The sequence below is a fragment of the Mucilaginibacter pankratovii genome, from assembly GCF_014773265.1.
Classification (GTDB): Bacteria; Bacteroidota; Bacteroidia; order Sphingobacteriales; family Sphingobacteriaceae; genus Mucilaginibacter; species Mucilaginibacter pankratovii.
Genome location: NZ_JACWMY010000001.1, coordinates 163,147 through 186,229, shown reverse-complemented (window position 1 = coordinate 186,229; position 23,083 = coordinate 163,147). Strand labels below are relative to the sequence as shown.

At 47.1% G+C, this 23,083-nt stretch carries 17 protein-coding genes; all 17 read left to right on the top strand.

What is annotated here, in order from left to right; genetic code table 11:
- The first annotated feature begins 31 nt into the window (after positions 1–31).
- The 17 genes from IDJ77_RS00775 (at position 32) to IDJ77_RS00695 (ending at position 23,036) form a co-directional block, all read left to right on the top strand.
- The gene (locus IDJ77_RS00775; RefSeq protein WP_191187017.1) at positions 32–973 is read left to right on the top strand and encodes a PorP/SprF family type IX secretion system membrane protein; all 942 of its coding nucleotides are present in this window, start codon (positions 32–34) and stop codon (positions 971–973) included.
- Positions 974–1,047: 74 nt separating this feature from the next.
- The gene (locus IDJ77_RS00770) at positions 1,048–5,868 is read left to right on the top strand and encodes a DUF6603 domain-containing protein (RefSeq protein ID WP_191187016.1); all 4,821 of its coding nucleotides are present in this window, start codon (positions 1,048–1,050) and stop codon (positions 5,866–5,868) included.
- Positions 5,869–5,872: 4 nt separating this feature from the next.
- The gene (locus tag IDJ77_RS00765) at positions 5,873–7,528 is read left to right on the top strand and encodes a hypothetical protein (protein ID WP_191187015.1); all 1,656 of its coding nucleotides are present in this window, start codon (positions 5,873–5,875) and stop codon (positions 7,526–7,528) included.
- Positions 7,529–7,561: 33 nt separating this feature from the next.
- Positions 7,562–8,491 carry a hypothetical protein gene (locus IDJ77_RS00760; protein WP_191187014.1) on the top strand — a complete coding sequence of 310 codons (930 nt, stop codon included), beginning with the start codon at positions 7,562–7,564 and terminating at the stop codon, positions 8,489–8,491.
- A 10-nt stretch (positions 8,492–8,501) separates the two neighbouring features.
- The gene (locus IDJ77_RS00755) at positions 8,502–12,515 is read left to right on the top strand and encodes a hypothetical protein (protein ID WP_191187013.1); all 4,014 of its coding nucleotides are present in this window, start codon (positions 8,502–8,504) and stop codon (positions 12,513–12,515) included.
- A gap of 27 nt (positions 12,516–12,542) precedes the next feature.
- On the top strand, positions 12,543–13,772 hold the full coding sequence (locus IDJ77_RS00750) for a hypothetical protein (protein WP_191187012.1): 1,230 nt from the start codon (positions 12,543–12,545) through the stop codon (positions 13,770–13,772).
- Between the two features lie 7 nt (positions 13,773–13,779).
- On the top strand, positions 13,780–14,328 hold the full coding sequence (locus IDJ77_RS00745; RefSeq protein ID WP_191187011.1) for a phage tail protein: 549 nt from the start codon (positions 13,780–13,782) through the stop codon (positions 14,326–14,328).
- A gap of 26 nt (positions 14,329–14,354) precedes the next feature.
- On the top strand, positions 14,355–14,942 hold the full coding sequence (locus tag IDJ77_RS00740; RefSeq protein ID WP_191187010.1) for a phage tail protein: 588 nt from the start codon (positions 14,355–14,357) through the stop codon (positions 14,940–14,942).
- A gap of 59 nt (positions 14,943–15,001) precedes the next feature.
- Positions 15,002–15,583, top strand: a complete 582-nt coding sequence (locus IDJ77_RS00735) for a phage tail protein (RefSeq protein ID WP_191187009.1) — start codon at positions 15,002–15,004, stop codon at positions 15,581–15,583.
- A gap of 31 nt (positions 15,584–15,614) precedes the next feature.
- Positions 15,615–16,175 carry a tail fiber protein gene (locus IDJ77_RS00730; RefSeq protein ID WP_191187008.1) on the top strand — a complete coding sequence of 187 codons (561 nt, stop codon included), beginning with the start codon at positions 15,615–15,617 and terminating at the stop codon, positions 16,173–16,175.
- A gap of 32 nt (positions 16,176–16,207) precedes the next feature.
- Positions 16,208–16,747 (top strand): phage tail protein, encoded by a 540-nt coding sequence (locus tag IDJ77_RS00725; protein WP_191187007.1) that lies wholly within the window; start codon positions 16,208–16,210, stop codon positions 16,745–16,747.
- Positions 16,748–16,778: 31 nt separating this feature from the next.
- A complete protein-coding gene (locus IDJ77_RS00720) occupies positions 16,779–17,330 on the top strand; it encodes a phage tail protein (RefSeq protein ID WP_191187006.1) in 552 nt (183 codons plus the stop codon).
- Between the two features lie 489 nt (positions 17,331–17,819).
- A complete protein-coding gene (locus IDJ77_RS00715; RefSeq protein WP_191187005.1) occupies positions 17,820–18,116 on the top strand; it encodes a hypothetical protein in 297 nt (98 codons plus the stop codon).
- An 11-nt stretch (positions 18,117–18,127) separates the two neighbouring features.
- Positions 18,128–20,686 carry a DUF5686 and carboxypeptidase-like regulatory domain-containing protein gene (locus IDJ77_RS00710; protein WP_191187004.1) on the top strand — a complete coding sequence of 853 codons (2,559 nt, stop codon included), beginning with the start codon at positions 18,128–18,130 and terminating at the stop codon, positions 20,684–20,686.
- 43 nt (positions 20,687–20,729) lie between these two features.
- Positions 20,730–21,203: a MarR family winged helix-turn-helix transcriptional regulator gene (locus IDJ77_RS00705; protein WP_191187003.1), complete on the top strand. Its 474-nt coding sequence runs from the start codon at positions 20,730–20,732 to the stop codon at positions 21,201–21,203.
- A 211-nt stretch (positions 21,204–21,414) separates the two neighbouring features.
- Positions 21,415–21,996, top strand: coding sequence for a Crp/Fnr family transcriptional regulator (locus IDJ77_RS00700; RefSeq protein WP_191187002.1), 582 nt, complete (start codon positions 21,415–21,417; stop codon positions 21,994–21,996).
- 170 nt (positions 21,997–22,166) lie between these two features.
- Positions 22,167–23,036 (top strand): pirin family protein, encoded by an 870-nt coding sequence (locus tag IDJ77_RS00695; protein ID WP_191187001.1) that lies wholly within the window; start codon positions 22,167–22,169, stop codon positions 23,034–23,036.
- Positions 23,037–23,083: the final 47 nt, after the last annotated feature.

Sequence of the window (23,083 nt, the reverse complement as noted above, 5' to 3'; positions counted from 1 at the left end):
ATATTTAGCGCATACAACAAGAGCTAACGCAATGCTAACTAAACAACTAAAAACAACAGCCAATGCTGTTACAAATGGTATAAAACTATTAGGCATAACCCTGCTGCTTTTAACAAGCGGCAGGGCACTTGCCCAGCAAAATACCTTTAGCTACAACCAGTACGCAGATAATCTTACGCCTGTAAACCCGGCCTATTCGCTGCTGGATAAGGCAGGGAACGTAAATATACTGGGCAGAAGGCAGTTTATTGGGCTGGAAGGCGCGCCTACCAGTTTATTGATGAGCGCCAGCTTCCCTTTAGAATCTTTGGGTGCTGCTGCGGGGTTGTTTTTAGTTAACGATAAGTTTGCGGTAGAGAACCAAACCGAGGTTAACGGCTTCTTTGCCAAATCTATACAACTGGCCAATTCGGCGTATTTATCTGTATCCATTAACGCGGGGATAAGGAGCTATCTCGCCAACTACTCCACGCTGGACCCGAACGACCCGGTGTTTAGCCAGGACGTGCGCGAAACCAAGCCCAACATAGGCTTTGGTGTAATGTTCTATAGCGATAATTACTACGTAGGCGTTTCGGTACCCGAGCTCAGTTTTCGTAACCTGGGCACTGCATCGGTGCAGCAGGCCAATTACCTGCGCAGCCATTATTATTTCTGCGGCGGCGCATTAATAAAACTGAACGACGACGTACAATTTAAGCCCGCGTCGCTGGTTTCGTACCTTCAGGGTTCGCCTGTAATAGCAGATTTCTCTGGCACTATCTATTTAAAAGAGCAATTAGGGCTTGGCGTGAACTATCGCACCAATAAGCAAGTGGCCGGGATAATATCGGTAAACGCCAACAGCTTTAAAGTTGGCTACAGTTACCAGTTTGGCACATCATCATCAAACCTGGGTGGCTATAATAACGCCACTCACGAGGTTAGCATCAGCTATCGCTGGGGTGCCGATCTGCAAAGGAAGCTTCTGTAACAGCTTTTAAACCGGGCTGTTACTCTAATATAGGTATTCTGATCTCCATCTAAGTTCATCATCTTATTACAATTATGAGTACACCCGACCTAACAAAAATAGGTACCGAGGTTAAAGACCTTGGGCTATTAATTGGTTTGCTAACAGGCAACCGAACCAATCCCGATATTGATAAAAACTGGTTTTCGAGCCCTAAAGACGGCCTTAAACACGGTTTTAACTGGCCTAACCTAAAACCCGTAGCCCAATCTGTCCTTACCAAGGCAACAAACCCCATAGATGAGGACGGTAGCATCTTTCAGGAGAACTGGTTCCCCGTTACCGTGTCCGATGATAAGGGAGGAGTAAAACCATCCGGTTTCTACCTCGTGCAAAAAACTATGGACCCGCTGGCCTTACTGGGTATAGGTTTGCATAAACAATGCAAATTTCAGGATGGTAAAACCACATTCGATCCCTTTGTTTTTACGCCGATATTCCAGATGCCTAACGCCCCTGGTGTCGAGCCGTTATTCGCGCCCGATTTAAATGGCCCCGTAGAAATAGGCTTTAAATTTAAGTATGGCGGCAAGTTCTCGGATAAATTCCCCTATACACAGTTAATATTTTGGGTAGTATTCGATTTCTCAAAAGAAGACAAGAAACCCGAAGTAAAGTTCGATCTTAAGAAAAATGGGGTAAGCTTGGGTGCCGGGGCCATGCTGGATATTGATATCGTAGCGCTCATCAATAACCTGCTGGAGATGGATGCGGTTAATAATTTCCTGGCCAAACGCATCATCCCTAAAGATGATAAGGCAAAAAAGCCTATCGATATCGATATCACCTGGAGCGGTTTATTCAAATCTCTTGGCTGGCTTGAGCCGGAAGGCGACCACTTTAAAATCGGGAAGATCATCATGCCCGATGTTTTAGGGAAAGAGCTGATAACCTATGTCGCTAATACCATCGAGGCTGCTATTGAAGAGTTTTTAAATGGCACAAACGAGTTTGCCGTAGTAGAACAAAAGGCCGAAGAGGAAGGCGATCCCTCCTGGAAGATGTCGCTGATAATGAACGAGGGCCGGTATGGCGTAAACGTACAGGTTGCCGACGTTGTGGTGAAAAGCAGCCCTGAGGTAAAGCTGCAGATAGGCAGTTTTACTGCAGATGAAACCGATTGGATAGAAGCTGCCGGTGGCGAAGCGCCTTCACCCATGGGCCTCAACTTTTATTTATTGAAAAAAGATGAGAGCGGTTTCGGTGTATCCTTCGATCCGCAATTTGAGGCGGTTAGTGTTGGCCTTGATATTGCAAAAAACGATGAGGAGCCTTTGTTTGATATAAAAGGTTATAGCCTGCAACAGGCGCAGTTACGCGGCTATTTCTCCAGCCTGCAAAAAGACGACAACGATAAAAATCAATGGGGTGTTGCGGCGGCGTTAAATAACGTTTCTCTGCCGCTCGGGCCATCTACGGAAGGCGAGGGGGTAGCACAAACGCTGCTTGCATCGGGCGACGCACCTGCGGAAGATAAAGAAGAAGGTGATAAAAAACCGGCGGTTAACCCGGCGTTCTCTTTACTTGCAGCCTACCAAGCCAATTTTTACCTGCAATTATTTGATGAGGACGGCGAGCCGCAAAACATTGTGAGCATCCCGCTTAACAAATCCTTTGGGCCGGTAGCGCTTAAAGATGTTGGCATTGGCTGGAGCGATGAAGACAAAGCGCTTTTATTCCAGCTAAGCGGCGGCTTAAACCTCAACGCGTTAAAATTAGATCTGGATAAACTTACTGTTGGTGTCCCGGTAGAATCTCCGGGCGATCCCGGTACGTTTTCGCTCGGACTCGAGGGCTTCGACCTCACTTTTACCAGTGGTGCAGTAAGCATGGCAGGCGGGTTCCTGAAGTATAAGGAAGATCCCGATGATGAAGACGAGCAGCCGCAATATAACGGCGCGGTGGCCATACAGGCAGCCAGCTGGGGAATTACTGCATTGGGTTCGTTCGGCAGCGTAGAGGGTAACCCATCCTTATTTATTTTTGGTGTGCTAAATGCCGCCTTAGGTGGCCCGCCTGTGTTTTTTGTTACTGCGCTGGCAGCCGGTTTTGGCTACAACCGTAAGGTTATTTTGCCGGCCATTAACGATGTACAGAACTTCCCGTTTGTAAAGGCGGCAGTAAATCCTAAACTGTTTGAAGGTAAGAAGAACGATGAGATCCTTCAGAGCATGTCTAAAGTCATCCCAGTAGAATTGGGGCAATACTGGTTTGCAGCGGGGGTGAAATTCACATCGTTTGAAATACTTAACTCATTTGCACTGCTGATACTGCAGTTCGGTAAAAAATTCGAGGTGGATGTTTTGGGGCTCAGCACCCTACAGCTGCCAAAAACCTACGCCAACTCAAAGCTAAAACCTTATGTAAACGCCCAGATGGCTTTAAAAGCCACCTTCGAGCCCGAAGAAGGGATCCTTGCGGTTGAAGCGCAGTTGACCAATAATTCCTTTGTTATCGACCCGAAGTGTAAGATCACCGGGGGCTTTGCTTATTACAGCTGGTTTAAAGGCGAGCACGCCGACGACTTTGTGGTAACCTTAGGGGGCTATAACAAAAACTTTGATAAAACAGCTCACCCGCATTACCCAACGGTACCGCGGCTGGCTTTCGACTGGAAGGTTTCCTCCAGCGTCAACTTCAGCGGCGAAGCGTATTTCGCGCTTACCCCATCCTGCGTAATGGCGGGGGGGAAGCTGGCCCTTACCTATCACGAAGGGGACCTGGATGCCTGGTTTAAGGCCGTTGCCGATTTCCTAATCTCCTGGAAACCGTTCCGTTACGATATCGGTATCGCCATCAGTATTGGCGTATCCTATCGTGTCAACATCGCGTTTATCCACAAAACCATTACGCTGGAGCTTGGGGTTGATGTGCAGATGTGGGGCCCCGAGTTTGGCGGCCAGGCAGAAGTGCGCCTTTGGATCATCTCCTTCACCGTTAATTTCGGCGTGCCAAATATCCCTGCCGAAACCGCGGTCACCTGGCAGAAATTCTACGACTACTTCCTCACCGGGGAAAATAGCGAGAAGCCGTTATTAAGCCCGAATGCAGATCCGCTGCCAGGCAAGACACGCGAAATTATCACCATCAACACCAACGCCGGGCTAAAAGAAAAGCTGACGATAGGGGGCGAAGAGATCTGGGTGGTAGACCCGGGTACCTTCGATTTCAATGCGATGTCGGTATTTGGGGTTTCTAAAATAACCTTTGCCAATGGCCCCAAGGGTGAGGGCGACGCGCCTGAGCCACGGTTTGGCGGGGCCTTTGGCGCACGGCCAATTGGCAGCATCATTTTCCTTGGCAACTCTTCTAATTTTACTTTAGGGCTTACTAAAAAAGGTTCCGCAGGGTTTGCCCCGTATAGCCTGGTAGACTGGAAGATAGATACCAACAAACAAAACGTTCCCGAAGCCTTGTACGGCACCGTTAAGGATAATAAAGAAAAACCCGCCGCGAAACTTATCGGCGGAGTTACAAAAGGGCTTGGTGCCGTAGCGCCGCCTGTAGCCGAAGCAAATGGTCCGCGCGAATTTGATGCGGAGAAACTGAAGTTTTCTAAGATCCCGAAACCAGTGTACACGCTTAGTGCAACTGCCAAGGCAAGCCATATCCCATTAAAATGGGCAGGTTCGCTCGATAAGATAAAAAGCAGTATTAGTACTACCGCCAAAACCACCCGCGACGGCATATTTACCGCCCTGCGCGATCTGAACTCTCAAGCCAGCGTTAACGCCGATATGTCGGTAATGGCGCAGGCTCCCGAAAATATCTTCCAGGATTCGCCGATGCTGGCCGATGCGAATGCACAGGCGCAGCCATTGCATATGCCAGAGCGACTGGTAGCTGCCGCCCGTACAACTCTAAGGCGCGATGCCGTATTAGCCGAAGGGCACCAGCTAAAAGCCACTATTATTAAGTATGGCTTTGGCAAAACCGGCCAAACCGGGGTGGTGCTAAGGGGAGGGATCTATAATACAGAGCTATCAAAAAGCAGATACCGTGTTAATAATTCGTTAAACGCCTTTAATATGAACCCCGGCATGCTGCAGGTATGGCAGCTGGATAACACATCGGGCGACGAGAACCTTCGCCACGCGGGCGCATTCCCGGTGCGGATGATACTGTTTGACGATAACCTGCAGGTGATAACCGATAAGATATTAACCACAACCGGCGTGAGTACCGAAACTATACCTGCACGCGCCAGCCAAATGTGCCTGCAGGGTTTGACTTCGGCAAGCGCGGCACTTGCCGGCTGGCACGAAGAATCGTGCCTGGTGCTGGTAAATACCAAATACCTGATGGGGAAAGCATGCCTGATAAGGCCTAAGCGCCCGCACAGTGTTGGATATAAGCAATTTCAGTACGATACAGGGCTGGTAAATGGCCGCGCACTGGTAATGAATAATATAAACCAGTTGGAGGATGAGCAGCCCGGCTGGATAGAGACCCGCTTTTTAACCGGAATAAAACAGGTGTTTGTTTTAATGAGGCCTGAGGCCGACAAGGTTGCCGGCGCGCCGGAATTAGACAGCCCTGTGAAGCTGATATACACTAATAACGAAGGCAGCAAAACGGCGTTGGCTCTGGTACCGGAGATGTCTGGCATGAACGGCGAGGAACTGTGGACAGCCTTTACCGTTCCGGATGTTGCGGGCGACAGTCACTTCAGCATTTGGGTGGAAGCCAAATCGGCAAGTGGCTTGGAACTTGCAGGCGTGGCCGGATCCCAAAAAACTTTGGAAGGCTGGACCGCTGAGCTAAGCACTAAACTTAAAACGCACGATGCCGGGCTTAACGCGGGCAACGCAAAAAATAAATTATCTGTCGGCCTAAAAAACCCACTAAATTTTTAAAGCAATGAGCAACCTGAACGAATTAAAACCCCAGATGCGTTTTTTGGACGAGAGCAGACCAAAACTTGCGGCCGGCACCTACCAGATAGAAGTTAAGCATGATATTTTAGATGTATCGCACGATATAAAGGGCAACTACGCCAAAAACCGGCAATTTGTTGTGCAGGCACCTCGCTTTGCTTTACCGCCAAACAGCGTGCAGGCACAATTCCCTACGCCGGAAAGTAATACTTATTTCCGCACCAGCCTGCCCTTCATCGTATTTAAGCAGGAACATTTGCCCTGGAGCCGCAAAATTGGCGGCAGCGTCGGCGATGCACCATGGCTGGCGCTAATGATCTTTCGTGCCTCCGAAATTGAATATACCAAGCCTGCCGATGCGGATGCAAGTCCAACGCTGTCCACCATTCGCGATGTGGTCACCGAGGTGAGAAAATACAATGCCAACAACACTATTGGCCCCGATATAGAGTTAGACCCCATAGAAACCAGCGTCAATACGCCTCTGCGCGCCAACACCATCGATGTTTTATACGGAACGTTTAAACAACTGGCCCCGCGTACCAGCGAGCTTCCGTTTTTAGCGCATATCCGCAAAACAGAGAACGGTGGCCTGGCTGCGGATGGCGAAACCGGCTCGCTGAGCTATGCTACCCTGCTGGCTAACCGCCTGGCAAACCCCAAAACCGAGGAATTGTACATAGCGCACGTAGTTTCGTTAGAAGGCTGGGCGGGCTATCTGCCGGGCGATACACTCCCGGGTCCAATTGCCGATACCAAAAAGCTGCGCCTGGTAAGTCTTTACAGCTGGAAATTCAACAGCAAAGAAGACGGCGTGAATTTTACGGAGCTCATCGAAACCATGAGCGTGGACACCCTGAAGCTACCGTTTAATCCTCCTGCAACCTGGGATAAGGACAAAAGCAAGTATACACCCGCCCAAACGGAGGTAAAAAAGAAATACGATAATGGCTACATAGCACTAAACTATGATGCCCGCACGGGCGAAAAAAGCTTTGCCTGGTACCGCGGCCCCTTTACGCCGGTAGTACCGGTGGTTATAGACAGGCTGGTGCCCGAAATTGATAACGAAGGCTACGGAACTAATGTAACAACCGCCGATAAGGCGATGATCTACAATGCCGACACCGGGATCTTCGACTATAGTTACGCTGTGGCCTGGGAACTTGGCCGTATGCTTACGCTGGGTAACCGCCCAGCCGCCATAGCCATATGGCAGTGGAAAAAAGCATCGCTGCAAAAGTTACAGGTGCTAAACCGCATGGTAAGCGATAAGCAAAAGAGGAGAAAGCAGCTGCTGGGTACGGCAGACAACCTGGGTTTAACCGCTCTGCTGGATGGGCTAAACTGGCACCAAATGCGCGATGACCTGATGGACGACCAGGCAGGTAAGTACGTATTTATGAACTACCTGGGTAATCAGCTTGGTAAACATATACTGGGTATAGATAACGAGAACGGACCCGCCATCAGCACGCTCGACCCAACAGGCCTCGATCAGCATTTGGATGCGATGCCCGGCCTGTTGAGCAAGGGTGAGATGATCAGCGCGTTGGAGAACGGTATCGATCCGCATGTGCTTATAAGCGATAAACTGGAAGCTGCCCTGAAAATGTACACAGCTACCGATCTGCAATAAACCTAATACCTCCACCTTAATAATAACTACACCATGAATAAGGATACAGGGCTAACACAAATAAAAGATATGCTGCAGCACAACGCCGCGCAGGCTTTGCTAAACGATGTTGCCGCTCCAACCGAAACCATTAATAACTGGCTTGGCCGTTTAGCGCTGCTGGGCGATATACCGTTTCAGAACTTAATTGGCGATGAGCGCCTGCTGCCTCAAAACGCGCTCCGATTTTTTTATATCGACCCAAGCTGGATCTGCGCGCTGATAGATGGTGCGCTCAGCATCGGCACAAATACCACGCTGGAGGAGAAAATTACAGCTGTATTGGCCGAAAACATACGCCACCGTGCTTTGGTTAACGCCAATAAAAAGCGCGCCAAATTATTGGGAATAGAAAAAGCCGCGAATGCGCCGGACCCCGAACCATGGACGTTGGTAGCCGGTATGCTTCTTCGGTCGGAAATTGTAAGCGCCTTCCCGGGCCTAAAAATTATCCCAACTTATGCAGCCGGGCAAAGCCAGCAGCAAATACCGCTGCGTTACGAAACCCTGGCCGATGGGCTGCTTTTGGTCATTTTTCCGGCGGTACCTGTATCTGTAAAAATACAGCAGCCGGCACAGGGCTTGCGGTTTGGCTTTATCTATAATAAAGCCGATAGCCTTTACAAAATAAAGCTAAGGCATATTGACGGCGTAGAAACCGGCGACCAGGTAATGAAGGATGGCAAACCGGTAGAGGGCACCATTACCACCGCCCAATTGCTACGGCCCGATGATAGTGCTGCTGTTGCAGAAAAAAAATATGTTTTAAACATAGATGCATTAAAAGCTGCCGTACAGAAAAACCTGGAAGACGCTAAGGTTTACCCTGCACCGGTAAAACCTATAAGTCCCTCTGCTTTTGCTATGCAAATAATAAGCAACCCCGAAGAAGCAAATTATACTAACCCCAACCCACAATTATAATACAGGTTATATGAGCAATAAATCACCATGGGCAGGGCCAAGGCTTTTAGTCCCGATTACGATAGATGCGCTGGTAATTACCCGGAAAAGGGATACCACCCCTTACTCGATACACGCTTTAAACTTAAAGGACAAGTACAGAGACTTTGAACCTTTAAGCACGCCATTGTTTACGCCGGTTCTTAAAGGCAAAGAGCCCGACCCGGGTATATACATTAATTGGTCATTACCCGATGGTATGACCAAGGGAACCATAAACGCACAGGGCAAGGCCGAATACCCATACCTGCCCAACCGTTGGATGATAACCCGTTTTAGCGCCGACCCAGGCGTAGAACGCCAAAGCTGGATAGTAAAGAGCGATGAGTTGTACAATGCCGAAAAGCCCGGAAAAAAGGTGCACCCGCAATTCATCAAAAATAATAACGGCCAACCCGAGATAAAATACATAGGCCACGCTTACGACCTGGCGGATTATAACGAAGAAAAAGAGGGTGAAGAGTTGATACTGACCGCAATAGGTAACTCCGACCCCTTATTTACAGCTTACTCGGGCAATAACATGTTTGTGTACAGTTTTACAGATAAGATCCTGGATCCCGATGCGCTCAACCTGAGCTATATGGTGACAGGCTGGTTTTCAAACAGCGAGTACGATATATTGTACCCTGCACCAAAAACAAGCAAGCCATGGACGAACCGTAAAACCTGGATAGAAACCATGAACCGCCTGCAATGGGCAGCAGGCACACAAGCCGGCGAAGGCGATTACGATCTTAAAATGGCTGCCGAGGCCGGCCAAAAATACCTTGCAGAGCAAAAGATAACGCCTTTTGAAGGTGATAAAGGTAAATATGCATCGCAAACGCTTTGCCATGGGTTGGTTTTTGATGTTAAATGGCCCGGCCTTAATGTATTATCAAAAAACGTTGTGCCAAAAATTGATACCGCAACAGGGTGGGTGCCTTATGTGGCGGCAGGTAACTCTGCTACCGACTGCATTTCGGCCTTTATGCAATGGCAGATCAACTACAATAAAAAAATTGTTGGCGCAACGTTTAACGAAAACGATATCCAGGTAGAAAAAATGCTGGAGGCTTTCAGCCATAAAATGCTGATACAGCCCGGCGGGGTTTACGATACGCCGGAGTTGGATAACGTTATACGCGAATCCTGGTTTGGCAAAATGCCGGGCGGTTTTATATGGGTGGCACAAGCGCCGCCAAAAGCAGGCGAACTGAATCCGGAAGATGGCAACAAAGATAGCTTGGCACAATTGCCCAATGATAGGGCATTGGAGCTGGCCGCGCTAAACAACCTGCAATACGTTTACGACGAAAAAAGCCGTGAGCTGGTAACACTGCAACGGCAGCTGTATGCCGACTGGTTAAAAGCAAATATCTACTCCCATTCGCAAATGCCGCCTCCTTTGCCCAAAGATTGCAATGTAGATGAAGTGCTTAGGAAATCTGCAAAGGCCGTTAAGGATTTGATGGATACAATGCCTGCCGCAAAAAGGGCCATTGAGGATGCAAGAATAGCGCTGAATGCAAAACTGGGGAAAGAATTTACCCTGAAAGACAAACCGGCAAATGATTTTTATAAGCCAGGCGACCCCGTAGTGCTGATAAATAATGCCAAACGCAGTTTTAAACGCGGCGAAGACATTATCTACAGCGAATACGACGATTTTCTGTTCACCCGTTTCAGCGGCCAGTTTATAACTTGTATCGAGGTAAAGCTAAACCTGGGTGGCGAAAGTAAAATTGTATACGCAAAGGATGTGTTTGCCAAATTGCCGGCCAACACCAACGTACCATCAGAGGTTTATTACCTGATGGATGAGGCTTACCTGCTTAACCCAGGCTTTGCAGCGGCAATAGCAAAAGCGGTAGTACCGGTACAGCCGTCCGAATATTTTATAAAGCGTATTAAAAGCCAGCAAACCCTTATTTGGAACAAAGGCCCCAAAACGCCTATAGACCAACGCTCGCTGGAAGAACTTGCCGGTTTTAACCCTAACGACCCTTATTTCCGCATACCCTCAAAAATTGCTGTTTGGGCATGGACTCAACCCTGGACACCACTTTACCTGGAGTGGAGAGTAGGCTTTATCCCTGTGGTTGACGAAACGCTTAGCAAATGGCAGTTTGATGGTAACGATTTTAAATGGAAACAGGACGTGCCCCTGCCCGAGCCAAAGCCAAACGATCTGCAGTTCCAGGGTCGATCGCTGTTAACACCTAAAGAGGCCATCACCATGCAGGCGCGCCTCAGGGAGTTTCTTGATGAGTTTCAGGGCAATATTCCCTCTACATTTGTACCGCTTAACGATATTTTGCAAAACGCCCGTAACTGGGATGTATTATCGCAAACGCTTACCGGGTTTAGCATGCAAATGATGCAGTGGGATATAGAGCAGTTTGGGCGCCAGCCATTGGAAAAAGAATACGCCGATGGTGTAGGCAACGAGGCACACGGCTGGGTGCTTGATGGCTACCCCACAAACTTCTTCCCGCTGCGGGCCGGGTTTGTAACGTTAAAAAAGCTTTGGATAGTGGATGATTTTGGCCAGGTGTGCGATCTTACCCCCGGCAGCGAAAAATCTTCGCATGGCATAAAACCCATACCCGCCATTGGCGTACGGCCCGATAAATACCAGATCAGCTCGAATTTGCCGCCATACTTTCAGCTGCCGCCGCGCCTGGTACAGGGAGCAAGGCTAAATTTAAACTTCTTATCGGCTGTAAACGATGCTGTGTTAAGCAGTCAATCGGCAGATACCACCCCGGTTTGCGGCTGGTTGCTACCCAACCACCTTAACCATAGCGTAATGGCTTATGATAAAGCAGGGAAGCTGCTGGGCGAAATTATGCCTATGGGCGCTACAGGCCGCCAGCATGCACAATGGATACCTGCACCTATAAAAGGTTGCCATACCGCGGATATTGATAATAAACATTTGCAAAAATTTGTGCTGGGTTTATTGGGCGTGGCTTCGGGCGACCAGGGTACCCCCGAAAGTGGGAAGGCGCTTAAAAACTTTATGCAGGTTATAGACGAAACCCTTTGGGCCGTAGACCCCATGGGCGAACGTAATAACCAAAGCCTTTCTATTTTGGTTGGCAGGCCTATAGCGGTGGTTCGCGCATCCATAGACCTGGAACTGTATGGCAAGCCGGGCACCAACCTGGCCTGGATGCAAACGGGGCTTAATAATGATGGCGGCGTAAAAAGGTACAAATTCCCCGTGCAGATAGGAAGCCTCGACCTGGGGCAGGATGGTGTAATGGGCTACTTTGCAAATAACGACTATAAAGTATTTAACTCGGTACACAACGGCCAGGTAAAGGATGTTGCCAACCCGCCCTATGTAACAAACACCTTTAGCGAATTAAAAGCCGATGGGGAACCGGTTTATCTTACCATGTTGCTTGACCCGCGCGGCGCTATCCATTGCAGTACGGGCATATTGCCGGTATTAAAAACCGAACTGCCCGAGGTGTATGTAGGCAAGGTGTTGGATGATATGCTGATAGAGTTTAAAGCAGGCCCAATAATAGTTGATAAAAAGCAATGGTGGATGCCATTGCCGGCAGGAGTGGGGCAAAGCTGGAGCTGGCTGGAACCCGGCTTAAAAGACGGCCAGCCAAATTGGAACGAGGTATCAACCCTGGTGCCCGCCAATGCGGTGCCGCAGTTTACCGGCCACCCTCAAACCATTGTGGAGGGCAGGCTAAGGCTAACCGGTGTACTTGGCGGCGATTTGCTAATATTATCTTTTGAAGTGCTTAACGAAAAAACGCCTTACAGGATAAAGGCGGGCAGCACTATCAAACTAAGCTGGTCATCGCAGGGCGGCGCAACCGCTCAATTGAAATTTGGATCGGAAAGTGCGGTGGATGTACCAACAAACCAGGCATCCATGGATTACACGGTCACCAAAACAATAGATATTACACTAACCCTTAGCGATGGTAAGCTTGGAACGCGCGGGCAAACGATAAATATTACTGCGCTTTAAATAAAAACACAACCTAAAATAATCAATATGAGTACAGATGAAATAAAGGGCACGGATAGTCAGCTAACGGCCAGCGGCACGGCAGAGGTGAAAATAACCAATAAGGCTGGGCAGATAGTAATAGGAGAAATTGATATTGCGGTAAATAATCAGGGTGCGGAAATTGAGATAGGGAACATATTTATAAGCCTGCCATGCGGAGATGCAGCAACCGATTTGGTGGTAGACAACACTGAGGGTAACATTGTGCCTTCGGCCGGTACACGTGGCTGGGTACTTGAGCCGGTTAGCTCTGTCCCGGGCCGTTTTAAAGGAAAAGCACCCGACGGTGCTTACCCTTTAGAACCCAGCAAAAGCGTAGGTTTTACATTAAGTGTAATTACGCTAAGCCACCTGGCGGGTAACGCGGAGGTAACGGTAACCGTATACCCGCCAACAGGGAATACGCCGCTGGCAACCCTAACGGTAACCATAAATAAAATAATTGATGAAGAGGCCAGGATAGCGCTTACAACTATAACGCCTACTGTTTGGGCTAAACAGCCGGTAACCTTAGATTACACCGGCAAGGCAATTACCAGGTTTACCCTCTCTGAGTCTATCTCCCCATGGACACATACCGATACAAAAGACGGCAGCATTATCAGGTATCCCGAAAAAACAGTGCATTATACGCTGGAGGGCACGGCCAGGGGAATCCGTTTGCAAACGCAATTAACGGTGGGTGTACTGCCGCCTACATTAAAAACCTTCACACTGGTTTCTAACTTGGTAGATGAGGGAGCCAAGGTATTACTCAACTGGGATACCGAATATGCTGAACATGTGATATTAACATGCGACGATAAGGAGGTTCCGCTATTGGCCAATTACCCAAAAACGGGAGCCGGCGTGGAGATAGGGCCGATAAAACGTGCTACAACCATCCATGCCCAGGCCGAATTTAATGGCGTGGTTAGTGTAAGGGAATCGCATAACATACGCATAGCCGGCCCCCGGGTTGAATCTTTCAACATCACGGCCTTACCGCTGGAACCCGGCAAAAAGGTCAGTTTTAAACTCGATTGGGTTTTAAAAAACACTACCCGTTTCCAGATAACCGAGCATTATGCCGGGCAAACCGATGTACATAAGCTGCCTGTACCGGAGGGCGTAACTACCTGCACGGTAAACCCAACACATGCCGAAACTACCTATAAACTGGAAGCATTGGCTATGTCAAAAAAGAAACCCGAAGATGCATTGATAAAAGAATAAAAGAGAGATGATGGAAGAAACACTAAAAGCAACCACTGCCTCGGTAACAGCAACCATAAACCTGCTGCCTGTAGGCACTATAATACCCTACGGCGGTCCTCAAAGTGCCGTATCTAACCTCGAAAATCAAGGCTGGCTGCCTTGTACAGGCGGCAAGGTATCTAAACAGAAGTACAAAGAATTGTATGATCTGATAACACAATCATGTGGAATTGCCGGTGCCGACGAATTTTACCTGCCCGATTTGCGAGGGCAATTCTTGAGAGGGGTGAGCCAGGCCGATGACATTGATTCTAAAACAAGAATAGCTCAAAATGCGGGCGGCAACGATGGCCCATTAGTTTTCAGCCGCCAGGGCGACGAAATCAAAGAGCACCGGCATTCGGTACATATGATGACTACGAAAGAAAATATACACTTTCCACGCACAAATGACCACTTTTCGGCACCTACCAATTGGGAGAATAAAGACAGCGACAATTTTGGGGGGAAAGAAACCCGGCCCAGGAACGTGTATGTACATTACATCATTTTTGCAGGGTTGCCTAAAACCTGATCTCAATCCCCAATAAAAAGATAACTATGGAAAACACAATCAACGAGATTGGTGCTTCGGTAAGCTCACCAATAAACATATGGCCGATAGGGATGATGGTTCCTTTTTCCGGAAACGCGGAGACGGCGGCCGAATTGAACCAACAAGGTTGGTATTTGTGCAACGGCGTAAAATTAAAACGTAACCAATACCCCCGCCTTTTTGATGTTTTAGGACATTCCTGCGGAGGAGAGGGGGATGAATTTAGTGTGCCTGATATGCGCGGTACATTTTTAAGGGGAGTGGATGTAGAGTATGGCCAGGAGGGCACCGAACGGGATCCTGGTGCACGATGGCGGATGAAGCACAACTCTTTTGCCGAAATTGGTAACAAAGTATTATCGCGCCAAAATGAGGAGATCAGGAAGCACCAGCATGTTACAGCCAAAGGGTCACAATTTGTTCGTGTAGAAAAAATAGGCATGACTATTTTCCCCTTGGTATTCTCACGTTTTCAAAAGGCCAGGGAGGGCAAGGCAATTTTTACCACTGAAACAGGAAACAGCGAAATGCGCCCCGTAAATGTATCGGTAAACTATATCATTTTTGCAGGTTTGCCCGCAAGCTCTGTCTAAAATAATTAATTACCAGTTACCTCCTGATGTACGTTAAACCAATTTAAAAATCACTAAAAATGGAAAATAAAACGAGCGTATCGGCTAATGCAACCGTTAGCGCCTCAATAAATTTATTACCAATTGGCACTATAATGCCTTTTGCAGGAAACACAACCCAGGCAACCGAGCTGAATTCGTATGGTTGGTATTTATGTAACGGGGCGCTTTTGCAAAGCAAAGATTATCCCCGCCTTTTTACTGTTTTAAAAAACACCTGCGGCGGAGTAGCGCCGGAATTTAAGCTCCCGGATCTGCGCGGCGTGTTTTTACGCGCCGTGGACGTACAAACGGGGGAACAAGGCACCGCGCGCGACCCGGATTCGGCCAAAAGAACAGGCCATGCCTCCGCAGATGTGATTGGTAACCAAGTGCTGTCGCGCCAGGTTGATGATATTAGAAGCCACAAGCATTTAACACCCGACGGGTCGGAATTTGTTAAAGTAGAAGTAGCGGGCACAGGCGATAGCGTATGGTTTGAAAGGTTTGAAAAGCCGAGAGATGGGCAGGCACCAATAGAGACAGCCGCGCTGGGTGGCTATGAAACCCGCCCGGTGAATGTATCGGTAAACTACATTATTTTCGCCGGGTTACCTGCTTAATTGATCTGAATTAATATTATTTGCTTTATACATGGAAAACCAGGACTTAAAAGATACAACCGCTTCTGTAACTGCTGTAATTCAGAATTTGCCGGTTGGCACTATAATGCCTTTTGGGGGCAATGGTGTTAAGGTTGCTGAACTTAAGCCTCAGGGCTGGTTGCTTTGCGACGGCGCAAAAGTGAGTATAAACGACTATAAAAACCTGCATAATGTTATAGGTAATGCCTGCGGCAACGGTGGTGCCGATTTTTACCTGCCCGACCTTAGAAGTGTGTTTTTACGCGGCGTAGACGGCCCTGACGCAAAAAATCATGATCCTAATGCAAATGCACGAAGTGCCCAAAATGATGGTGGGCATACCGGTAACGAAGTTCTAACCCGGCAAGGAGATGAATTTAAAAGGCATAAGCATAAAATTGTTGAATCGTGGTTAAGGTGCGGGGTTTATAGTATAAAGGACTCAGAAGGTGGCCACTATTTCGACCGTACCGAAAGAATGGATTCGGAAACGGTAGATCACGGTGGTGATGAAACCCGCCCGGTAAACGTATCAGTAAACTATATCATATTCGCTGGGTTGCCTGCGTAAACACTAAATTAAAAACTAATGAAGATTGAACAGTGAAAAACGAAAACGAAGAAGTCAAAACAGTTACCGCAATGATATTTAACGTCCCTGTTGGCACGGTAATGCCTTTTATGGGGAATTTTGATAAACTTGCCGGCTTAACAGCAAGCGGATGGCATTACTGTAATGGCGACCAGCTTAATAAAGATCAGTATCCTTTATTATTTGATATGATAGGGTACAGTTGCGGCGGAAGCGGCGTAAATTTTCATTTACCCGATATGCGGGGCGTTTTTGTAAGGGGCGTTGATGGCACCAGGGGGCAAGACCCTGATAAAGCGGACAGAACCCGTCAGGGCTCGGCCGACAAGGTGGGCGATGTTGCGGGCAGCTACCAGGGCGATCAGTTTAAAGAACATTTTCATACTACAAAAGCATGGATAAATGAGAATAAGCAGATAGATGACCCCGGTACCGGTATAAGACCTGCAAACGTAGAAAAAGCACTTCAATCCGACTCTAAAGGTGGAAGCGAGACCCGCCCAAAAAACATCAGTGCCCACTACATTATTTTTGCGGGCTTACCTCAGTAGTCCACATATTTAGTACCAGTTATATATTATTATGGAAAACGACACTATGAAAATTAACGAGGCAAGCGTAACTGCCACAATAAGTATTTTACCCGTTGGCACGGTGATGCCTTATATGGGTTTGTGGGACAACCTGATAGGTTTGCGCGCGCAGGGCTGGTTGCCATGCGATGGTACGTCATATGAGCATGCCGCCTTTCCGCAGCTGCATAAAGCAATAGGAAACTCAAATGGTGGCGACAGCAGCAAATTTAATGTACCCGATCTGCGTGGTGTTTTCTTAAGGGGGGTAGACAGACCGGACGGACCCCGCGACCCCGACTCGGGGAGCCGGCAAGCCCAGCACCCCGGGGGGCATACCGGAAACGGTGTTGGCACATACCAGGGCGATGCTTTTAAAAAGCACACGCATAATACCTATGAATGGAATACCAGCGCGTTCAGGATTACACATCACGACGATAACTGGAACCCGCCAAACGAACGGCAGTCTAAAGCCTCCTCTGAAGCCGGCGAAAGTACCGAGACCCGCCCCAAAAACGTGGCGGTTTATTACATCATCTTCGCCGGGTTGCCGGCCTGATAACACGCCCCTTTTTTCCCCTGATTAATACAGCCTCATTCGCTAACGGATGGGGCTTTTTGTTTTTTTTAATTATCCCCCTTGCGTCCAAATATCGCCAACTCAATCGTCAATTAGCGAAATGCCGTTTATAGGTATAGTGTATTATTATCGTAAGTGGTTGATATGTAGTTTTTTAATTCATTGGCATCTAAATGGATTAGCAGTTTGCATATCAATAATAAAAGCACATGTACCCAATTGATAACAAAATACCATCCATCCATTTTAGATTGCTGCGGAAGTTATTTTCTCATCTTAGTGTCATAAATACACCCGGGTTGAAATGTTTGTCCAACCTGGTCGTCTACAATCGTATAGGCAGAAAATACACAAATAAGCATAAAATTCATTTTAGTGTCACAAATACACCAGTTAACAAAAATATCGTAAACTAAGTTGACTATATTAGTCAACTTAGTTTACCTTTGCATCATCATTTACAGAATCATGAAAACTGAAAGCCTATATAAAACAAATACAACAACTACCGGTAACAACCCGGTTGCAAATACCGCGTTCTTAAAAAATCCAACCAAATATGTTATCGAGGCATTGGGCGAAGGCCTTAAACAAAGCCTGAACGGTTTGGATATCAATACTGAATTTTTAACGCTTACCGCACGCAGCCTGGTGCAAACATCGGGCAAAACGGTAAAGCACATGGTTGCAAAATATAGCGCCGCGGGCCGCCAGCTGGCTCAAAAGCGTTTCCATTATAATAATACCACCCTATCGCACTCTTAATATTACAACAAATGAAAAACCTACAACCGCTTTTTAAAAGCATCATAATTTTGCTGCTCTCGGTAGCAGCTGTTACCGGGGCGCAAGCCCAAAGCACTGTGGTGCGCGGTACCATTACCGATGCTAAAACGCATCAGCCGATGCCGTACGTTACCGTAACATTTGCCAATAGTACCATTGGCGGCGGCACTAATACCCAGGGTAAATACAATATCAGCACAACAGGCAACTACACCAAAATACAGGTTACCTTTGTTGGTTTTAAAACCGCTACCCGCACTATCGAACCCGGTAAAGAGCAGGAAATAAACATTGCCCTTATAGAAGATAACCAGGCACTAAGCGAGGTTGTGGTACGATCTGGTAAAAAGAAAAAATACACCAACAAGGATAACCCGGCTGTAGAACTCATCCGTAAGGTTATTGCCCATAAAGAGCAAAACCAATTAGAGAACTACAACTTTGCTGAGTACAAACAGTACGAGCGCATGAGCTTTGCGCTGAGCAACCTGAGCGAAAAATTCAAAACCAAACGCATCTTTAAAAATTATCAGTTTTTGTTCCGCGAGCAGGATTCAACTGCTATAGGCGGTAAAACATTGCTGCCGCTATACCAGGAAGAAAAATTATCTGATAACTATTACCGTAAATCGCCGTATGCCAAAAAGCAGGTGATATCTGCCAACAAACAGGTAAAATACGATGAAAGCTTTGTTGATAACCAGGGCCTTACCACGTACTTTAACCGGATGTACCAGGATATCAATATTTATGATAACAACGTATCCCTGCTAAGCAACCAGTTGCTGAGTCCGATAGCCGATCACTCACCCGATTATTACAAATTCTTTATCACCGATACATTAAAAGATCAGCAGCCCAACCTGATAGAGTTAAGCTTTACACCGAGAAATACCAACGGTTTACTTTTTGAGGGTAAAATATACATCACCATGGATGGCAACTATGCCGTGCAGAATGCCCAGTTAAACGTAAACAAAAACATCAACCTAAATTTTGTAAGGCAGATGCAGGCTACCCTCGCTTTCGAAAAGAACGCAGATGGTAAATACCACTTAAGCCAAAGCGACCTAAAGATCGAGTTCGGGATAAACAAAAATAAAGGCGGTGGCGTGTTTGGTGAACGTTTGGTATCGGTAAATAACTTCGTGGTGAACTCGCCGCGTACCGATGATACCTACAAAGGCCCTGCCCAGGTAATTGCATCCAACGCTGCAGAAAAAGACGATAAGTACTGGTTGATGAGCCGCCCCGATACACTGGATGCCGCCGCAGCCAGTATCTATAAAAACATTGATAGCCTGCAAACCATCCCATCGTTTAAAAGAACAATGGATATTGCAACGCTGGTGCTTGCCGGTTACAAAAACTACGGCACATTTGAAGTTGGCCCGGCTAATACTTTTTACAGCTTTAACCCTGTAGAGGGTTTACGTTTACGCTTTGGTGGCCGCAGCACGCCGCTACTAAGCAAACGCTATTACTTTGAAACTTACGGTGCTTATGGTACAAAGGATAAAGAGTGGAAATACTTTTTAAGCAGTACTTACTCGCTCAACAATAAATCTATCTACTCGTTCCCGCAGAATTATGTCCGCGCAAGTTTCCAGCACGATACCAAGGTACCGGGCCAGGAACTGCAGTTTGTACAGGAAAGTAACTTCCTGTTATCCTTTAAACGCGGTGCTAATGATATGTGGCTGTACAATGATATTTTTAGGTTGGATTATGTGCATGAGTTTACCAACCACTTATCGTACACTATAGGTTTCAAAAAATGGAACCAGAATGCGGCAGGTGCCCTGCAGTTCCAAAACCTGCTGCCAAACGGTACGCTCAACGATGTAGGTACTATCCATACAGCAGAGTTGTCTGGTTCGATACGCTGGGCACCGCACGAAAAATTTTACCAGGGTAAGCTTTACCGCACCCCAATACCTGATAAATACCCCGTGTTTACGCTGAGCTATGCACAGGGCGTTAAAGGCCTGGCCGGCGGCGACTACAACTACCAAAACATAACCGGTAACATCAGCAAGCGTTTTTATCTATCGCAGTTAGGCTTTACCGATGTAACTACCGAAGGCGGCTATTTATTTGGCCAGGTGCCGTTCCCTTTATTGGATATACACCACGCCAACCAAACTTACGCGTTCCAGTTGTACTCATATAATCTGATGAATTTCCAGGAGTTTGTGAGCGACCATTACGCCAGCATCGCTATCGACCATAACTTTAACGGCTTTTTGTTTAACCGTGTGCCTTTGTTAAAGAAACTGAAACTGCGCGAGATCATCGATTTTAAAGCACTTTGGGGTGGCGTACGCAGCGAGAACGACCCGATGAACCATGCCAACCTGTTACGCTTCCCATCTGGAGCTAACGGCGGTACTTATGCATTAGGTTCAACTCCGTATATTGAGGGGAGCATTGCGGTAGGTAACATATTTAAAATACTACGGATAGATTTTGTGAAACGCTTTACCTATTTAGATCATCCGGGTGCACCAGAGTACGGTGTACGCGCATTTGTTAAGTTCGATTTTTAACGTAAATTCGTAAACCAGGTAAGCCTTTAATCGTTATACTATCATGTCAGATTGCAATACAATTGAAGATTCGAAACGGATCACCTGTAAACTGGTGTACCTGCTTAAACGTTCGATAGACGACTGGAGCATGAAAAAGCTCTGCCGTATGGATAACCCCGATTTTAACAACGCCCATATCCCATTTTTTATGAGCATTGGCACTACGGGTATTACCAATAACGCGCTGGCCGCCAAAATGAGCGTAAGCAAGCAGGCCGCCAGTAAAATTGTAAAAGAACTGGAAGCCACCAATATGGTGCGCAGCGAAAAAAGCCCCGATGATGCTCGTGCATTCATGTTATACCTCACCCCACAGGGCGAAAAATTTTATCAGCACTTAAAAAACCAGGTGGAAAACCTGGAGAACGAGTACAAAAAAGTTGTAGGTGTTAAAAACTACGAAGCCGCTATAGACGTGATGCTGAAGCTGGTGAAATTCCACGAGGATTATAATTGCGCGGGAGAGCCGGTATAAATTAAGTTTGAATACAAGGAGTGTATTTATATAGTTTCGAAGGCCATAGGGATTATCCTTGTGGCCTTTATTATTAAACACGAATTTCACGGAACAAGATTGAATTAACACTAATTGAAGTAGGTGAGCTATAGTAAGCTTTCACTTTTTAATTCGTGAAATTCGCCTAATTCGTGAAATTAGTGGTATTTCATTTATTATTGCATTATCTATGGATTACGCGCCCATTTTAAATAATATTGCCAAATACGTTACTCTTACCGAGGAAGAAGAGATCTATTTTACCTCGTTTTTGCACTACAAAAAAGTAAAGCGTAAACAATATTTGCTGGAAGCCGGTGACATAAACACTAAGATCTCATTTGTTACCAATGGCTGCCTGCGCAGTTACGCGATTGATAAAAATGGCGGCGAGCATGTGCTGCAATTTGCGCCGGTTGGCTGGTGGATAGTAGATATGCGCAGCCTGCTGAACCATGAACCCGCCCGGCTGAATATTGATGCGATTGAGGAAACAGAGCTGTTGTACATCCTTAAGCCGGATCTGGATGCCCTGCAGCTCAAGTACCCCAAGTTCGAGCGCTTCGGCCGGATGCTCGCCGAGAACGCCATGGCTACCTATCAGCACAGGCAGATAGATAATATGATATTAAGCGCCATGGAGCGCTACTCCAATTTCTGTACGCTTTATCCCTCGTTAATCCTTTCACTCCCTCAAAAACAGGTAGCATCCTACATCGGTGTTACCCCCGAATTTTTAAGCAAAATGCTGAATACGGTGGTGGTGAAATAAGTGAGTGGTGAGTAGTGAATGGTAAGTAGTTAAATAACCACAAAGAAACCCCTCACTATTCTCTACTCACTAAATCCCTTAATCTACATTAACAATTACCCTTAACCTAAGTTATTTCTGGTCGTGGCTATAGTCGCTACCTTTATATTACTAAAGAGGAGTAAAACATAATGAAAAAGTCGATTGAAAGAATAATTCCCCGCCCTGCGCGGCCAGGTATGGTTGGCGATGGTTTCAGGGTTTATAATATGATACCGGGCGCGGGGATCTCGCAGCAGCGTATCAGTCCGTTTTTAATGCTCGATTTTAATGCGGAATTTGATTTTGGTCCGTCGGAGCATTTGCGCGGGGTAGATGTACATCCGCATAAAGGTTTTGAAACGGTTACCATCGCTTACAAAGGCAGTGTTGCCCATCACGATAGCGCCGGTAACAGCGGCATCATCAATCCCGGCGATGTGCAATGGATGACAGCTGGTGCCGGCATCCTCCACAAAGAATACCACGAACAGGAATTTTCGCGCAAAGGCGGCCCCTTTGAGATGGTGCAGCTATGGGTGAATTTGCCCAAAAAGGATAAATCGGCACAGCCAGGCTACCAGGCTATTACCGCCGACCAAATGGCCAAAGTACAATTGCCCGACGATGGAGGTATAGTAAACGTAATTGCGGGTACCTACAACAATGTAACAGGCCCGGCCAGTACTTTTAGCCCGGTGAATTTATTCGATATTAAATTAAAACCAGGCGGCGCCGCAGATTTTATCGTTCCCACAGCGCATAACACAGCTTTATTGGTTATCAATGGGAACATAGAAGTAAACGGGGAGCAAGCTAAGGAGCACAGCTTCATCTTATTTAAAAATGATGGAGAAGAAATTGCCATTAAAGCCAATACCGAAAGCGTTATACTGGTGTTAAGCGGTGAACCTATTAACGAACCCATTGCAAGTTACGGACCGTTTGTGATGAACACCCAGCAGGAAATTATGGAAGCCATCCAGGAATTCCAGTCGGGGAAATATGGGGTGTTGAATTAAATAGTAGGATAAAGCCTGTTTAAACTTAAGTTTAGGCAGGCTTTACT

What these genes read in the sequence shown, in the direction of transcription:
- IDJ77_RS00775 (WP_191187017.1), top strand. Translation starts at nt 32, where the DNA reads ATGCTAACTAAACAACTAAAAACAACAGCCAATGCTGTTACAAATGGT.
- IDJ77_RS00770 (WP_191187016.1), top strand. Translation starts at nt 1,048, where the DNA reads ATGAGTACACCCGACCTAACAAAAATAGGTACCGAGGTTAAAGACCTT.
- IDJ77_RS00765 (WP_191187015.1), top strand. Translation starts at nt 5,873, where the DNA reads ATGAGCAACCTGAACGAATTAAAACCCCAGATGCGTTTTTTGGACGAG.
- IDJ77_RS00760 (WP_191187014.1), top strand. Translation starts at nt 7,562, where the DNA reads ATGAATAAGGATACAGGGCTAACACAAATAAAAGATATGCTGCAGCAC.
- IDJ77_RS00755 (WP_191187013.1), top strand. Translation starts at nt 8,502, where the DNA reads ATGAGCAATAAATCACCATGGGCAGGGCCAAGGCTTTTAGTCCCGATT.
- IDJ77_RS00750 (WP_191187012.1), top strand. Translation starts at nt 12,543, where the DNA reads ATGAGTACAGATGAAATAAAGGGCACGGATAGTCAGCTAACGGCCAGC.
- IDJ77_RS00745 (WP_191187011.1), top strand. Translation starts at nt 13,780, where the DNA reads ATGATGGAAGAAACACTAAAAGCAACCACTGCCTCGGTAACAGCAACC.
- IDJ77_RS00740 (WP_191187010.1), top strand. Translation starts at nt 14,355, where the DNA reads ATGGAAAACACAATCAACGAGATTGGTGCTTCGGTAAGCTCACCAATA.
- IDJ77_RS00735 (WP_191187009.1), top strand. Translation starts at nt 15,002, where the DNA reads ATGGAAAATAAAACGAGCGTATCGGCTAATGCAACCGTTAGCGCCTCA.
- IDJ77_RS00730 (WP_191187008.1), top strand. Translation starts at nt 15,615, where the DNA reads ATGGAAAACCAGGACTTAAAAGATACAACCGCTTCTGTAACTGCTGTA.
- IDJ77_RS00720 (WP_191187006.1), top strand. Translation starts at nt 16,779, where the DNA reads ATGGAAAACGACACTATGAAAATTAACGAGGCAAGCGTAACTGCCACA.
- IDJ77_RS00715 (WP_191187005.1), top strand. Translation starts at nt 17,820, where the DNA reads ATGAAAACTGAAAGCCTATATAAAACAAATACAACAACTACCGGTAAC.
- IDJ77_RS00710 (WP_191187004.1), top strand. Translation starts at nt 18,128, where the DNA reads ATGAAAAACCTACAACCGCTTTTTAAAAGCATCATAATTTTGCTGCTC.
- IDJ77_RS00705 (WP_191187003.1), top strand. Translation starts at nt 20,730, where the DNA reads ATGTCAGATTGCAATACAATTGAAGATTCGAAACGGATCACCTGTAAA.
- IDJ77_RS00700 (WP_191187002.1), top strand. Translation starts at nt 21,415, where the DNA reads ATGGATTACGCGCCCATTTTAAATAATATTGCCAAATACGTTACTCTT.
- IDJ77_RS00695 (WP_191187001.1), top strand. Translation starts at nt 22,167, where the DNA reads ATGAAAAAGTCGATTGAAAGAATAATTCCCCGCCCTGCGCGGCCAGGT.